At 64.2% G+C, this 15,827-nt stretch carries 8 protein-coding genes; 2 read left to right on the forward strand and 6 right to left on the reverse strand.

All coding sequences use genetic code 11. From position 1 onward, the window contains the following. The first annotated feature begins 63 nt into the window (after window positions 1–63). Entirely contained in the window at window positions 64–3,054 is a 2,991-nt protein-coding gene (locus tag ACPEES_RS00060) for a CheR family methyltransferase (protein ID WP_435099441.1), read from the forward strand. Between the two features lie 684 nt (window positions 3,055–3,738). After that, entirely contained in the window at window positions 3,739–6,009 is a 2,271-nt protein-coding gene (locus tag ACPEES_RS00065) for a putative bifunctional diguanylate cyclase/phosphodiesterase (RefSeq protein ID WP_435099444.1), read from the forward strand. Window positions 6,010–6,304: 295 nt separating this feature from the next. On the opposite strand, the gene ACPEES_RS00070 is transcribed toward ACPEES_RS00065, so the two are convergent. From ACPEES_RS00070 to ACPEES_RS00095, 6 genes are all read right to left on the reverse strand, one after another. Further along, window positions 6,305–10,021 (reverse strand): sensor domain-containing protein, encoded by a 3,717-nt coding sequence (locus ACPEES_RS00070; RefSeq protein ID WP_435099447.1) that lies wholly within the window; start codon window positions 10,019–10,021, stop codon window positions 6,305–6,307. 382 nt (window positions 10,022–10,403) lie between these two features. Then, window positions 10,404–11,501 (reverse strand): histone deacetylase family protein, encoded by a 1,098-nt coding sequence (locus ACPEES_RS00075; protein ID WP_435099450.1) that lies wholly within the window; start codon window positions 11,499–11,501, stop codon window positions 10,404–10,406. Window positions 11,502–11,852: 351 nt separating this feature from the next. Further along, on the reverse strand, window positions 11,853–12,038 hold the full coding sequence (locus ACPEES_RS00080) for a hypothetical protein (protein ID WP_435099453.1): 186 nt from the start codon (window positions 12,036–12,038) through the stop codon (window positions 11,853–11,855). Between the two features lie 163 nt (window positions 12,039–12,201). Then, complete coding sequence (locus tag ACPEES_RS00085; RefSeq protein WP_435099456.1) at window positions 12,202–12,909, reverse strand: CBS domain-containing protein; 708 nt, start codon at window positions 12,907–12,909, stop codon at window positions 12,202–12,204. 107 nt (window positions 12,910–13,016) lie between these two features. Further along, window positions 13,017–13,556, reverse strand: a complete 540-nt coding sequence (locus ACPEES_RS00090) for a hypothetical protein (protein WP_435099459.1) — start codon at window positions 13,554–13,556, stop codon at window positions 13,017–13,019. Between the two features lie 90 nt (window positions 13,557–13,646). Continuing rightward, on the reverse strand, window positions 13,647–15,821 hold the full coding sequence (locus ACPEES_RS00095) for an MtrB/PioB family decaheme-associated outer membrane protein (RefSeq protein ID WP_435099462.1): 2,175 nt from the start codon (window positions 15,819–15,821) through the stop codon (window positions 13,647–13,649). Window positions 15,822–15,827 lie beyond the last annotated feature (6 nt).

Consider the following 15,827-nt stretch of genomic DNA (forward strand, 5'->3'; position numbering starts at 1 on the left):
GCGGTGAGTCCGTCCGTTACAATGATGTTCAGGCACGAATTGGCATAGCACGGGGTCGCAGTGATGGATTCGAAGGGCAGCGGCAGGCGCGCAAAGACCACACGCGCGCCTGACGAGAAGGCGACGGGCCGCGACACCCACGGCAATGGCGACGCGGCGCCCGCCCCGGGTGATGCAACCGTGGGGTCGCGGGCCCGGCGCCACCCTATCGTGGCTATCGGCGCCTCCGCCGGCGGTCTCGGTGCCCTTTCGGAGTTCTTCGCGGCGGTACCGCCGGATTCCGGCATGGCGTATGTGGTGATCCAGCACCTCGCCCCGGGGCGCCCGAGCGCCATGCCGGAGCTTCTGGCGCACCGGGCGGAGATCGAGATAGTGGCCGCGGAGGACGGACAGATCCCGCAGCCGGATCACGTGTACGTCATGCCTCCAGGGGGCTTGATGTCCATCGGGGACGGCGTGCTGCACGTTGCCGACATGCCTGACATCCGCCATCTGCCGGTGGACTACTTCCTTCGCTCCCTTGCGGCGGACCGGGGCGAGCGCGGTTTCGCCGTCATTCTCTCGGGCACGGGTACGGACGGCACGCTGGGCGTGCGGGAGATCAAGGCCGCAGATGGCGTCGTTGCTGTGCAGTCGCCAGAGACGGCCGAGTACGCCGGAATGCCAAATAGTGCCCTCGCCACGGGCCAGGCGGATTTCGAGCTGCCCGCTGGGGAAATCCCCAATGCACTAGCCAAGTATCATGCCCAGCAGATGCAGGGCGCTCCCAGGGCACCCGCACCGCAGCGGCAGCGGGAGTGGCAACGGACCCTGCCGGCGATTTTCGCGTTGCTGCGGGAACGCACCGGCCACGATTTCTCCGGCTACAAGACCACGACGATCCTGCGCCGCGTGGCGCGACGCATGGCGGTCCACCGGACCGATGACTATCCAACCTACCTCCGGCTCCTGCGTGAAGAGCCGGCGGAGCTCGATCGCCTCTTCAAGGAGCTGATCATTCCAGTTACGGGTTTCTTCCGGGATCCTGAGGCATTCGCAGCCATCGCCGAGGTCATGATTCCGAGGCTGCTGGCCAAGCGCGGGGCCGATGACCCACTCCGGGTCTGGGTGCCGGGGTGCTCGTCCGGGGAGGAGGCCTATTCCATCGCCATCCTGCTGGCCGAGGCCCTGGACGGGCTGAAGCAGCAGCCTCCGGTGCAGATCTTCGCCACCGATATCGATACCTCGAGCCTCGAGAAGGCGCGCAAGGGCCGCTATCCGGCCAGCATCGCGCTCGATGTCGACCCGGCGCGCCTGCAGCGGTTCTTCACGCGCGATGGTGACTTTTACCAGGTTACGAAGATGCTCCGCGAAATGCTGGTCTTCGCCGAGCAGGATGTCGTCAAGGATCCGCCCTTCTCCCGGGTTGATCTGATCAGCTGCCGCAACCTGCTCATCTACCTGGGTGCCGATCTGCAGCGCCGGCTATTGCCGGTGTTGCACTACGCGCTGAAGCCGGGGGGCTATCTTTTTCTTGGCACGGCGGAGACCGTCGGCAACGTGGACGACCTCTTCGCGGTGGTGGACAGCCGCTGGAAGATCTACGTACGCCGCAACCGCGAGGCGGCCCGCCATACCTACCACGGGCTGCCGCATTTCACCCCGCATGCTCCCGAGAGGCACACGCCGCGGGATGCAGTCCCGGAGCCGTCACCCGTCAACTTCGGCGATCTGGTGCACCGGGTGCTGCTCGCCAACCACGTGCCTGCGGCTGTGCTGGTCGATGGCTCCAACCGCCTGCTCTATGTCCACGGCAGCACCGGCACTTTCCTGCAGCCGGCCGCCGGTGATCCGACCCTCGACCTCCTTCCGATGGTGCGGCCGGGGCTGGAGGGTCTGGTCGGTGGAGTCCTCCAGCGCGTGCGGGGGAACGAAGAGGCCAGTGCCGCTGGCATTACCCGGATCAAGACCGCGGGGCAAGCCAAGCAGGTCCGAGTGATGGCATATCGCCTCGACGATCCCGGGGCGCCCCCGGGGAGCGTGCTGGTGCTTCTGGAGGAACAGGGTGGGCGTGCCGAGGAGGGCTCCGGGGAAACGGTAGCCGAAAGTGCGGAGGATGCGAGCGAGCACGTCGCCGAGCTCGAGCGGGAGCTCTCTGAAACGCGGGAGGAGTTGCAGGCAACGATCGAGGAGCTGGAGACCGCCAACGAAGAGCTGCAGTCGTCGAACGAGGAGCTCCAGTCGTCCAACGAGGAACTGCAGAGCAGCAATGAGGAGCTGGAGACCTCCCGGGAGGAGCTGCAGTCGGTCAACGACGAGCTGCGGTCGGTGAACGCTGAACTGGAAAACAAGGTCGAGGAGGCGAGCCGAGCGAAGCAGGACATGGACATACTGCTCGCGAGCACGGATATCGGGATCGTGTTCGTCGACAAAAAGCTGCGGATCGAGCGCTTCACGCCGGCGGTCAGGTCCATTATCCCGCTTCTGGATTCCGACGTCGGCCGCCCCATTGACGATCTTAGCCACAAGCTGCAGCACACGGAGCTGCAGCGGGAGCTGGAAGCGGTCGTCGACTCCCTGTCCCAACGGCAACTCAAGGTCGAAGGAAAGGACGGGCACATGTACATGATCCGCATGCGCCCCTATCGCAGCGCTGCGGAGCGGGTCATCGGCGCTGTCATGGTGTTCGTTGACGTCACGGAGGAGTCGCGTCTCGCATTTCTGGACAGGCTGCGGGACACCCTGGGACAGTGCGAGGACATGGCCTTGCTCGTCGATCTGGAGGACGGCATCGAGTACGTCAACGGGGCCTTTTGCAACGCTACCGGCTATCGCCCGAACGACGTGGGCCAGGTGACGGACGCCCTCTCCGCCCCCGGAGTGACCGACGAGGACCGTCGGCGAATGGACGCGAGCCTGCGGCAGGGCCGCACTTGGACAGGGAAAGTCCGGTTCCTCGGCCGCGACGGCAACTCCATTAGCACCAACGCATTCCTCGCCCCCATCCGCAACCCGGACGGAAAGGCGACCCACGCCGTCGCGTACCTTCAGCTGGTGGACGAAGCGTGTGAGTGATGGATTCACCACCGCTACCGGCATACTAACCTTGCGACAGATATTACCCTGTCTCGGAGCCGCACAACGGCTCCCTTCGGGGGCTCGTCAGCGCGCCTGTGGACTGCGTTGCTCGTCACTCATGTAGACCTCGCCACACCGCGCTCCTCGCGCCCCTGACCATCGAGGTCGCTGACTCGGGATATCGCAAACCCACTGTGTTGGTATACCGTCGAGGCGTATCGAAGCGAACAGGCACGCTGACGAACGCTGAGATCTGGCAATACTTTCGAAAAGGTCAGTACTAATCCGATCACAGGTAATGCCACGTGTCAGAGCGCTTGTGCGATTCGGCTGCCAGGCGCGCGAGCGAAGGCGTGGCAAGGCTCACGTCGAGTGAGCGCAACGCCGCAGCCGGGCCGCACAAGCGCTCCCTTCGGGCGAGGCTGTCGGGCGCTCTCGCGGCGTTGCTCGTCGCTCATGTAGCGCTTGCTACACCACGCGCCTCGCGCCTTGCGAGAACGCCCGACAGCCTCGCTGACATGTGGCATTACCTGTGATCGGATTAGTAAGTTCGGCGAGCTTTGACGCAGGTCATGAAATCGCCGCCACGGCGGCCGATCAGTCCACCATAATGCGTATTGGTGACCCACCGGCGATGAGCGCGAGCCGTGTGTGCGCCTTCCGAGCAGGAGACGGGGTTTCATGGCCGCCGATGGCAAACACAATCTGGATGAGTTGCGGACTCGTGCCGAGGCTGAGCTCGGCACTGATGCAAGCGAGAAGGCTGTCAGCGAGCTGACGGCCGAGGAGGCACGGGCGCTCGTTCACGAGTTGCGTGTCCACCAGATCGAACTGCGAATGCAGAACAGAGAACTCGTCGACGCTCAACGCGAGCTCACCGACGCCCGCGACCGGTTCATCGACCTCTACGATTTCGCACCGGTGGGCTACATTACCGTGTCCGCGGACGGGGCTATACGGGAGGCCAACATCACGCTGGCGCGGATGCTGGCCACACCGCGCGCAGCGGTCGTCGGAGCGCGCCTGTACCGGTTCGTGGCCAGGGACGACCAGCCGGTCTACTTCGAACATCGGCGGGAGGTCCTCCAAACGGGTTGCCAGAGTGCCTGTGAGCTGCGCCTGTCCCGTGAGGACGGCAGCACGTTTGACGCGTTGCTGCAGACCACCCCCGTGGCCGACGATTCGGGTCGGGTGAATGCCCTGCGCTCCGTCGTCACGGACGTCACCGCGCGCAAGGCCGCAGAGCGCGCGTGGCGTCAGGCGGATGCGGTAATACGGGCCGCCCTGGAGGGCATCTTGGTCGTCGATTGTGAGCGACGCATCATTCGGGCCAACCAGGCCTACACCGACCTGACGCGATTCGAATGGGCCGACCTCGAGGGTCAGGACCTCGAGCACTTCGTCTCGGAGCGCCAGGACCGCGATGCCCTCGAAGCCGTCTGGCTGGCATTGACGAGCAACGGCAAATGGGACGGCGAACTGTGGTGCCGGCGCCAGGGCGGCAGGCTTTTCCCGGTGCGGGTCTCGTTCGTTGCCATTCCGGACGAGCGCGGCAACAAAACCATGCATGCGGGTCTGTTCACGGACATCACCGAGCAGAAGCGCGTCGAGGGGGAGTTGCGCCAGCGTGCCTACTACGACGTCCTCACGGGGCTGGCGAACCGTGCGCTGTTCACGGAGCGCCTCGACGCCGCCACCCGCGAGGCCCACCGCCACGGCCAACTGGCGAGCCTGCTCTTCATCGACCTCGACCACTTCAAGATAATCAACGACCAACTCGGCCATGAGGCCGGGGACACGTTGCTGCAGACGGTGGCGGAGCGACTCAGCCATTGCGTTCGGGACCATGACACAGTGGCTCGTGTCGGCGGTGACGAGTTCGCGGTCGTTCTCACGGACCTCGACGAGGCGCACAGCGTGGCCACGGTAGCCGACAAGATAATGGCCGCGCTCTCGCCCCCCGTCCGGGCCACGAGCAAGGAGATCCCGTGCAGCGTCAGCATGGGCATCGCCGTGTACCCGATCGACGCTTCGGACAACGAGATGCTTTGCCGATATGCGGACCTGGCGATGTACCGGGCCAAGGGCTCGGGGCGGGCGACGTACTGCTTCTTCGAGGAAAGCATGTCCCGCCAGGCCCACGAGCACGCGCGCACCGCGCGTGAACTCAAGCGGGCCCTTACAGCCGGAGAGTTCCGGGTGTTCTACCAACCAATCATCCACGGTGCTTCCGGTGAGCTGGCCGGCGCCGAGGCGTTGCTGCGCTGGGATCACCCCACGCGCGGCCGGCTGCGCCCCGAGCCGTTCCTGGCGGTTGCCGAAACGTCGGGACAGATCATGTCGCTGGGCACGTGGGTGGTTCGCACCGTCTGTCACGACTGGGCCGAGTGGTGCGCGCAGCGCCCCGAGAGCCCGGAGAGTGCCATGCCCTTCGTCTGCATCAACGTTTCGCCCCATCAACTGCACTCCCAGGAGGCGTTCGGCCGCACCGTCGAGGTGCTGCGGGAGTGCTCCTTGCCCGCCGGAAGGATCTCACTGGAGATCACCGAGGGCACAGCCCTGAATGCAGCCGGCGTCGCGCGTGAGTATCTGCATGCGCTCAAGCGGATTGGTATTCAGCTCGTCATGGACGACTTCGGCACGGGCTACTCATCGCTTGGTTACCTCAAGGACCTACCGTTCGACACCGTCAAGATCGATCGCAGTTTCATTCACGACGTGGAGCGCAGCCCGGAGGCGGCGCACCTCGTGGAGACCATCGTCAATATGGCCCACGGCCTGCGTCTGAAAGTCGTGGCCGAGGGCGTGGAGACGCCCCGACAGCTCAGGTTCGCGCGCCGTTGCGGCTGTGATTTCGTCCAGGGCAACCTCATCTGCACACCGGTGCCCGGCGAGACCATGCGCCATTACCTCAACACCGGCTTCCCGCTGGCGGCGGGGTACCGCAGCTAGACGCAGCCGACCCCTGCAGTCCCCCAAGGCAAATACTTCTCGCCGGCTTCGCGCGTGACTCGAACCGGTATCCACCTTTTTGCGGCTGACCGAGCTGGCCCTGCCCTGCCGGTGTGATGCAGCCGGCGCAATGCACCGCCGTTAGGCTCGCGCTGCTGAATGCGCGATGAGCGTGTGCCGACCTTTCGCCTACGGCGGCCTGTGGCACTACCTGCAGTTCATCGGGGCCCACACCGATACGACCGACGCTCAGGGAGCGATCGCGTCGACCGGCCTCCCGACCCGCCGCCAGCAGTCAGCGGCCCAGACGCAAGCTCGCCCCGGATGTCGGCTTTGGCCTTTCGAGGAAAGAATGGATGTCCTCCGCGATCAGGGCATTGCTGTAGTAGAAGCCCTGTGCCTGGCGACACCGCTGATCGAGTAGAAAGCTGGCCTGCTCGTTGGTCTCGACGCCCTCGGCAATGACGACGAGCCCGAGGCTGTTGCCCAGCGCCGTCACGGCAGCGCAGATGGCCATGTCGTTGTGGTCGTCGGGTATATCCTGGACGAACGATTTGTCCAGTTTGAGCTTGTGCACCGGTAGAGTCTTGAGGTAGCTGAGGGAGGAGTGCCCGGTCCCGAAGTCATCAATAGCCAGCATGACACCCCGGGTACGCAGGCGGTTTAGCTGGCAGACCGCCTGCTCGGTGTGCTGCATGATGAATCCCTCGGTCACCTCCAGCTCCAGCCGGTCGGGCGGCAAGCCGTTGTCTTCCAGGACCTGGAGAACCTGCTCCGGAAGGTCGCCCTTCTGGATCTGCGGTCCACTGATATTGATGGCCATGCGGCCGAACGCGACGCCAGCGTCCGACCAGCGCACCGCCTGCTCGCAGGCGGTGCGCATGACCCATTGCCCCAGAGGATGGATCAGACCCGACTCCTCCGCGAGGGGAATGAACTCCCCGGGGAGAACCAGACCGCGCTCTGGATGACGCCAACGGATTAGCGCCTCGACACCGACGACCCGCCCGGTTTCGAGATCGATTTGCGGTTGGTAAACCAGGAAGAACTCGTCGCGTTCCAGGCCCTTGCGCAGATCATTGACCATGAGCATGCGTTCGTACGCCCGCCGGGTCAGATCTTCGGTGTAGAAGTGGTAGTTGTTCCGACCGGTCTCTTTGGCGAGATACATAGCGGCATCGGCGTTGCGCAGCAGCGTAGCCGGATCTGCGCCGTCCTCGGGGCAGAGGCTGATACCGGCGCTGCCGGTAATGCGCACCTCTCGCTCCTCGACCAGAAATGGCTGCTCGAATATCGCCATGAGCTTGTTCACAGTCACGGAGGCGTCGTCGGCACTCGTTATGTCTTCGAGAACCAGGACGAACTCGTCGCCACTGATGCGTGCCACCGTGTCGTCGGTACGCACCGCTTCGGTGAGGGCCTTGGCCAGCTGACACAGAAGCTGGTCCCCCACCGGGTGGCCCAGGCTGTCGTTGAGGTGCTTGAAATGGTCGATATCCAAAAACACCACCGCCAGACCGCCATGACGGCGCTCGACCTGGCGGATCGCATGCTCCAGGCGCTCGTTCAGCAGCAATCGGTTGGGAAGATCGGTAAGCGGATCGTGATGCGCAAGATGATCCAGTTGGGCTTCGGAGTGCTTGATCTGACTGATATCCGAGCACACACCCACGTAGTGGGTCAGGCGGCCGTTATTATCGTAGACGCTGCTTATGGTCAGCCATTGCGGGTACAACGCGCCGTCTTTGCGCCGGTTCCATAATTCCCCCCGCCAGTGGCCGACTTCCCGCAGGCTCTGCCAGAGCTCACGATAGCGTGACGAGTTCTCCACGCCAGATTTCAGTATGCGCGGGGTCGCGCCGATCACTTCCTGCCGCGAGTAACCCGTAATCTCGGAGAAGGCGGGATTGGCGTCGACAATGGTGGCATCCGGCCGGGTGATGATGACGCCCTCGTCGGTGTTCTCGAACACGCTCGCCGACAGTCGCAGTGCCTCTTCGGCCTCCTTACGCGATGTGATGTCGGTCTGTGAGCCCCACGCCCGCACCAGCTGCCCGCCTTCCACGACTCCCACGACGGAGTTCGAGAACCAGACCGTGTTGCCCGCCCGGTCGACCTCTCTTGTCTCGGCATCGGTGATCCGGTAGCCGCCGCGAATCCACTGCCTGAGGAATTCACGGTTCTCCGGGATATCGTCACCGCCGTGGAGATCGGCCAAGGTGAGGCCGATCACGTCGTTTGCCTCGGAGAACCCGTACATCCGGGCCAGGGCGTCGTTGGAAGTTTCGACGCGTGCGGCGTACATGCGGGAGACTTGTTCCTCTACCGGCAAATCCGTGGGGATTGGCGAGCGCGAGCCGAAGGAGAAGATCCCCTCGCTGGTGTGTTCGATGAAGCTGCGATAGCGGGCCTCGCTCTCTTTGAGGGCCTGCTCGGCACGCACCCGGTCGCTGATGTCCACGCCCAGTCCGACCACGTATGGGGTGCCGTGGGCCAGTGTTCGTTCGCCGGTGAACAGGTAAGGGATTCGCCGCCCGTCGGCGGTCAGCAACTGTGCCTCGATGCGGACGTCATTGCCGTAGGTGAGTATCTCTCGGATCCTCTCGCGAAGCGCCCCCCGTTGCTCCGGGGCGATGAAATCGAGGGGGTGCAGTTCGGCAATCGCCTGGGCGGAATACCCGCTAACCTTCTCGAAGCGGCGATTCCACCGCCTCATGCGCCCATCGGCGTCGAATACATAGAACACGCCGGGCAAGCTTTCCAGGGCCTGGCCGATAAACGACTTTTCCTCGCGCAGGGCGTGCTCGGCGGCCTTGCGGGCCGTTATGTCCTTCGCCACTCCGGCGATGCGCGTTACGTGACCGCTCTCGTCGACGACCGGAAAGGCCCGGTCGGACACCCAGCGCACGTCGCCATCCGGGCGTACGATCCGGTACTCGATGTCGTAATCACCGCTGACCTGCCGGGTGGTGATGGCTGTCTCCACCCGATTACGATCGCAAGGATGCACCGCCTCCAAGAACCTCCACGGCGCGGTACGCAATTGCTCGCGCGAGATGCCCCAGATGCGCTCGAACGCGGCGCTGATGTAATAGAGGTGTTCCTTGTCGATGCTGCTTAGCCAGAACACCTCGTCGATGTTCTCGGTGATGTCGGTCAATCGCTGGCGCAGGGTGTGCAGGGATTCGTCCGCTGCCCGGCGCTCCGTGACATCCTCGGCGATACCCGCGACTCGATAGATCTGGCCCGCAGGGTTACGCACTGCGCAGGCGCGATCACGGATCCAGCGTACGGCACCGTCGGGGCGTTGGATGCGGTACTCGATGTCCGTGGCGTGGCCGTTTGCTTGGGCTCGAAAAGCCGCCACCGCGCGATCGCGGTCCTCGGGCAGGATCATGTCCAGCCAGAGCGTGGCGTCGCGGTACAGCGCGTCCGGGGGGTGGCCATAGACACGCTGGAACTGAGGGCTGACGTAAAGGACCTTGGGGACATGGATGTCGGTTACCCAGAAAACCCCCTCGAAAGTCGCCGCCAGCTGGCTAAGCAGCTCAGCGCCCTCCTCCGCCGTGGGTCCGCCGGGTTCGGCGCGAACGGACCGCGACGCCTTGGTTGTGTGCTCCGGTGCCGTCTTCTCCAGCCAGGTAAGCGCGATCACGCCGAGTCCTGCATCGCCCTCGCCCAATCGGGTTGCGGATGCACGGACCTCGAGGGGCACTGTCAGGCCAGGGTCGGTGAGCTGCAGTGACACCGTCCGGGAGGTGCCGAGGGAGCGCTCGCTGGCCAGGCGTTCGAGCCGGGTCGAGAGGATTCCCAATGGTTGCCCGAGCAAATCCTCAGCGCGCCGCTGCAAGTGCGCGCATAGGCCGGGGCTGACGTACACCATGCTTGGCTCCCGGCCACGGAGGACAATGATGTCCCGATCCGCGAGGGCACTGAGATGTCTCAGCAATGTCCGCCATTCGTCGGCGCCCAGCGTGCGATCCCCGGTATCGGCGACCCCGTCAACGTTCATGGGTTGCGTTTCCCTGAGCTAAAGACACGGCACCATTACCGGATTGACACCAGGAACCCTGGTGTGGAGGCATGGCGCGATCCCACGCGACGGCGCGGACCTGCGACGATTACCCACCATCCTAGATCAAGGGCATTCGCCCCTTCCACTGCTCCCCAGTGGGGATTTTCGGGCGGATGATGAGCACAATGTCCCCCGTTCATGGGGGATAGCCCTGATAGGCGCGGATGCCGTAGCGGGTGAGCAACGCCCGGGCCGGCTCGGTTTCCTCGTCCTCGGCGATGACCTCCAGCCCCAGGGTCTGCACGAGGGTGGTGATGGTTTCGACGATGGCGGCGTCATCGGGAGCGTCGAGGGCGTTCTGGAGACTGTCGGCACAGGGTCATTCGGGCGTGAACGCCGCGCGGTGGAAATCGGCTGCGGTTGCGACTTCCTGCAGCCCACATTCGACCGGCTGCGGCACCTCTCCCCCCGCGAGCACGTCCAGCGTCGTGCGTACACCGCGGGAAAGCGACTCGATGTGGTAACCCCCCTCCAGGATCAGGGCGAGCCGCCCGTCACAATGGCGGTCGGCGATGTCCCGGACGATGCCCGTCAGCGCCCCGAAGCCTTCATAGGTCATGTTCAGCGCCAGGTCTAGACGGTGTGCGTCGAACCCGGCGGAGACCAGTACCAGGTCGGGACGGAAATAGTCCGCCGCAGGTACGAGTATCTCGGTGAACGCCCGGATCAGCGCTGCATCTCCGGTACCACCGGGCAACGGTACGTTCACCGTGGTGCCTTCACCCAGCCCGGCGCCAACGTCCTCGAGCTGCCCCGTCCCCGGGTAGAACGGTGCGGCGCGGTGCGTGTCGAAGAACATCACGTCCGGGTCGGCCCAGAAGATATCCTGGGTGCCGTTGCCGTGGTGCGCGTCCCAGTCGATGATCAGCACCTTCCGGCAGCCCAGCACGGCTTGCGCGTGGGCCGCCGCGACCGCGACATTGTTGAACAGGCAGAAACCTCGCGCGCGAACCGGCTCCGCGTGGTGGCCCGGCGGCCGCACTACCGCGAACGCGCTGTCCGTCTCTCCCGCGATGACGGATTCAACGGCGGCGACGGCGGTACCCGCCGCGATCTCGGCCGCCTCGACACTGCCCGGGGAAACGGCAGTGGTGTCCACGTCGAGCCACGCGTTCTGACCGCGCAGACGGTAGATGGCGTCCAGGTAACCAGCGGTGTGCACGCGGCCGAGCTCTTCGTGCGTTGCCGCCCGTCCCTCGCCGTACCGGAGGCCCGCTACCGGTTCCCGCTCCAGCAACTCCAGAATAGCGGTGATGCGTCCCGGGTGTTCGGGATACTCCCACTTCACCCTGAGGCCGGCGAGCAGTTCACGGACGCGGCGATCGAGGCGACCCGGCAGGAAAGGCTCATTGATGTTCGGTTGATGGGCCTGCATGCGTTCGTCGTGGAAGAGCGTCACACGTCGGTCACCGTTCATTCGCGCGCCTCCTCGTCACGTTTCCGAACGGCGTTGAACCCCGCTCCATCCCAATAGTGACATCCAAACGCGCCCATGCCGAGCGTCCGGCACGTGGGACAACAGTGGCCCGGATCCGGAGACGGGAATGACGTCGATGCGCGGATGCGGCATCAGCGTGCATGAGGGATCAACAGTGCCGGCGCGCGGTCGCAGTGCGCTGCGATAGGAGGGTTCCCGGCTGGTTCGCGTCGGATTCGCCTTGGAAGCCCCGACGCTCGTTCATGATGTGCGGTCCTCGATAACGTCGACCGGTGGCGTGGTCGAAATCCCCGGGCATGGAAGGGCACGCCGGCATGGCGTGCCCGTTTGCTAACCTCGGCCGCGTTTGGTCTCGGCCTGGTCGACGATGCGCTTGTTGAAAACGCCCCGCCGCATCAGGCGTCGCGCCGCCTGACGGGAGCGTCGGTAGGTCATGTGCTGCTCGCCGGTGGCGCCGCCCAGCACTGCCTTCTTGGCACTGGCCTGGCGCTTGGGTTTGCGCTTGTCTTCACGCATGGCTGGGGTCCTCGTCCCCGCTCCGGCGGACCGATTCCGCCGGAAGCGATGCATGCTTTATGCGCCCAAAGCCGCCGAAATGCAAGCTTAAAATTGCTCTTTTGTTCAGAAGGTTAGCGGCGATATCGAGCCGCGGGCCGGCTCCCGTTCCGGCCCGTTGTGATCAACTGTTCCACATCATCGCCCGAAGGCGTGTCGGCAGCAGGCCAATATGCAACGTGACGCGCTCTGGCGGCACGATGTTCTCGACGGCAACGCGCACGGCATCTCTCTGGGTGTCGGATTCCGCCGCACCCCAGACCTCCACCTCGCCCCCGTGAACGACGATGTTGAGAAAGCTGGTGCGCACGCCCGCTGCATGCAGCGCTTCCAACACCCGTACGCGCAGGTCGCGGTCGTCCGCCGGCAGCTCCGGGGCGTAACGTTCCACCGCGGCGAGCGCCTGGACGAGGTTCGCACGGCTGACGATGCCGACGAGTTGGCCACTGCGCGTTACGGGCACGCGTTTAATGTGATGCTTTTCCAGCAGGCGAGCCACTTCGATAAGCGGTGTATCCTCGTCCACGGACACCACATCCCGGGTCATTACATCGTCCGCCCGGCGGCCATGACTGCGCACGAAGGCTCTGCTCTGGGCTTCCGCATCGGTGAACAGCGACAGCCAACCGGCACGTCTGCTGCCCTCGTCCGTGCCGATTTCAGGCCGCCGGATGAGATCGCCCTCGCTGACAATTCCGACGACACCGCCCTGCTCGTCGGTTACCGGCAGACCACTGACGGCGTGCTTCATCATTAAGCGGGCAATTTCCTCGACCGGCGTATCCGCGGTCACGGAAACGACCTCCGTGACCATCACGTCTTCGGCTTTCACGCTCTTGTCCTCCCACCGGCTGGCAATTCCCATCTTGGGACAACGCTCCAGCGATCACCTGACCCGGATCAACCGCCACCACCCTTGCGGTCACGGTGACTGCTGGCTCAGTGTTCGTGGCCTTCGGGCGCCGTCTGCGCTTTGAGTCGATGTGGATGGCGCATGTTCAGCGAGTCCGGAACGTCCAGCGAGACGCGGACGAACTCGCTGCCCGCGGCGGCATGACAGGCGTTGCAGGTCTCAACGGTCCGCTCCAGGGCGACTTGAAGCCTGTCCCGGCTACCATGCTCGATGGCCTCCGCCAGTTGATCCAGACGCGGCGCCAGCATCTCTTGCATCAATTCGCCGTTCTCCTGATCGATGGTCGTGGATAGAGCCATCAATCGTCTCATCTCCTTGAGCTCGTGGGATGCCACGGCCCAATCGCCAGTTTCGCCTGCGCGATGCAGTACGTGAAATCGTTCGGCGAAATCCGGCATGAAGGATGTGAACGTTCTCGCCTGCTCCAGCGCCTCGACGCGCTGTTGCAACTTGGCGACCTGCTCTTTCAGGGCCTGGATTTCCGGGTTCTCTTCATCGGCCGAGCCCGGGCCTGCCGCCGTGATCATGGCCGCTGCCAGCGCGAGTCGCTCAAGGGATGCGCTCATCTCTGCCCTCCTGGGGTGCTAGCCCGGATATTGCGTGCATAATCGGCCTGCCGGGGCAACGCAGCGAGTAGAGTGCGTGCAATTACCGGACTAGAAGCGGTAGCGAAACGTCAGCGCCACGACGTGCACGTCGTAGTCAGGGCTTTCGCGTCCTAGCGTCAGGACCGCAGGGATCGTGTCAGGCTCCACGTCATCGATGAAGAAGTCGTCACTACGGTATTGCTCGTACCAATAGTCGAGTCGAACCGCGGTGCTTTCGCTGATCCGGTAGTCGCCGAACAGCTGGAAACTGTGGAGACGGCTGTCGAGGTTCGGAAAGCTCGTGGTCGTGGTGCGTTTGTCCATGTCGATATCACCGCGGGCCCATGTATACGTATAGTCGATGCCGGCATCGAACCCCTCGGTGAACAGATCGTTGAATTTCATCCCGACGCCGGCGCTGCGGATGGTGTCCCGGAAATCGGCCCTCCAGTTCGGCTCGTCGGCGGTGTCGCTACCCTGCAGCTCGGAATCGATGCGTTGGTGGGAGAGGAACCCGTATGCGGTCATCCCGTCGGTGGGCACGGTGGAGATATCGAGGGTGACGCTCGTATCGTCGGCGTCCGTCAGACCGATTTCCGAGTCGCCGTACTCGTCGTTCGAGCGGTCCAGGGTGACTCCGACGCTAAGTCGATCTGCGGGCGTGAAATTGGCCGTGATCGTCGTCATGTCCCGGTCCCTGGCCGCCAGGTTGTACTTGCGCAGTGCCGGATTCTCCGGCGGCTGCAGATCCAGCGGCTCATAGTCGTCGAGGAGATCTCTGCGCTCCAGGGTCTGGCGTACGCGGAAGTCCACGCTGTCACCCGGTGTTGCCCGCACTTCGCCCCAAACGGTGTCCGTCTCGGTCTCATCGACTTCCTGGAAGGTCCGCTCCATACGCTCACGGCCACCGCCGGCCGACGCCGTCAAAACGTCGGAAAGCCGATAGTCGGCCTCGAGCTCGCCCCCAATCTTCCTGAAGCCATACGGTCGGTTCTCTCGAATGCCGCCGACAACGAGGTCTGACGAAACCTGGACGTATTCGTCCCGCGGTGTCTTGTTATCCCGCTCGTCATAATACAGCTCGCCTTGGGCCGTTAGCGCGGGCCAAGGGGTTGCCGTTACCCGCAGGTTGGCGACCCGTGTGTCCACGCGCGCGTCGAGATCGTCCCGTGGAAGAGCGGGGCTCGCCAGCGACTCATTGATAGTCGCCGGGAGAAAATCGTCGTTCTGCTCCATGCGGCCGAGGGCGATGCGCGCCGAGGAGTGAACGTAGTCCACGGGCCGCCACGATGCCGAAAGCATGAGCTGGTTGAAGTGGTTATCCGGTGCGAGTGCCAGTCGGCCCTTCTCACCGTCGGTGCCGGGCGTCGAGAACGGATTGTCCCAGGCCACCGAGTCTGCCTCGTTGTGAAAAAAGGAACCGTGGTAAGCGGCTTCAATCTGCCACCGATCCTCAATATAGGAGACGGACGCATCGACCTCCTCGGTGCGATAGTCCACTGGTACCGGGAGCAAGGCGGAGCGCAGCAGAAAGTTGCCTCCCTGGATCCGGCTCCCCTTTTTGGTCGAGCGTCGATAGGAGACGTCATAGCGCAGCCTGTCATTCTGGGTAACTTCCGCACCGATACGAATCGTCTCGCGGTCCTGCGCGATATTCTCGTCGCGTAGGCTCGAATCCAGCTGGGGCATCTCCGTCGTGGTGTCTCCCCGCGCCCAATCGTCTGGCAATTCGAGCCTTTGAGAGCCCGCCCCGGAGAATACCGTGCGCGCGTCATCGGCGATGAGGTGAGGCAATTCGCGGTACTCCACGGATACGCGGTAGCGCCCCTGACGGCCGCCCTCGGTGGTCACCGAACGCGACCCGAGCCCCAGATCGGTTGCAGTGACACTCCAGAATTCCGCGTCTTCGCCGCGATAACGAAGCTCACCGTCGGCGACGATGTAGACACCATCGTCGTTCAGCCCGGTATAGTCACCAAACTCGAAGGAATCATCCGATACGTATCCGGGACCGAAGCTAACCGAGCCCCGCCAACCGGTCTCGAATGGGCACAACCGGCAGCGCCATTGAGAGGTATCCACGTCAGGATCGCGGATGTCACTACTTGCGGCCTCTTCTTCTTTTCCTTTCTCATTTCCTTCAGCGCTGCTCTGCTGAGCCCCTATCGGTAAGGCCAGCGGGACTAGCAGCAAGACGATTAGCAGCGGCAGCGGGCCCTTGGCGTGTTGGTCACGGTTACTCATGTCAGG

The sequence above is a fragment of the Arhodomonas sp. AD133 genome, from assembly GCF_051195215.1.
Lineage (GTDB): Bacteria > Pseudomonadota > Gammaproteobacteria > Nitrococcales > Nitrococcaceae > Arhodomonas.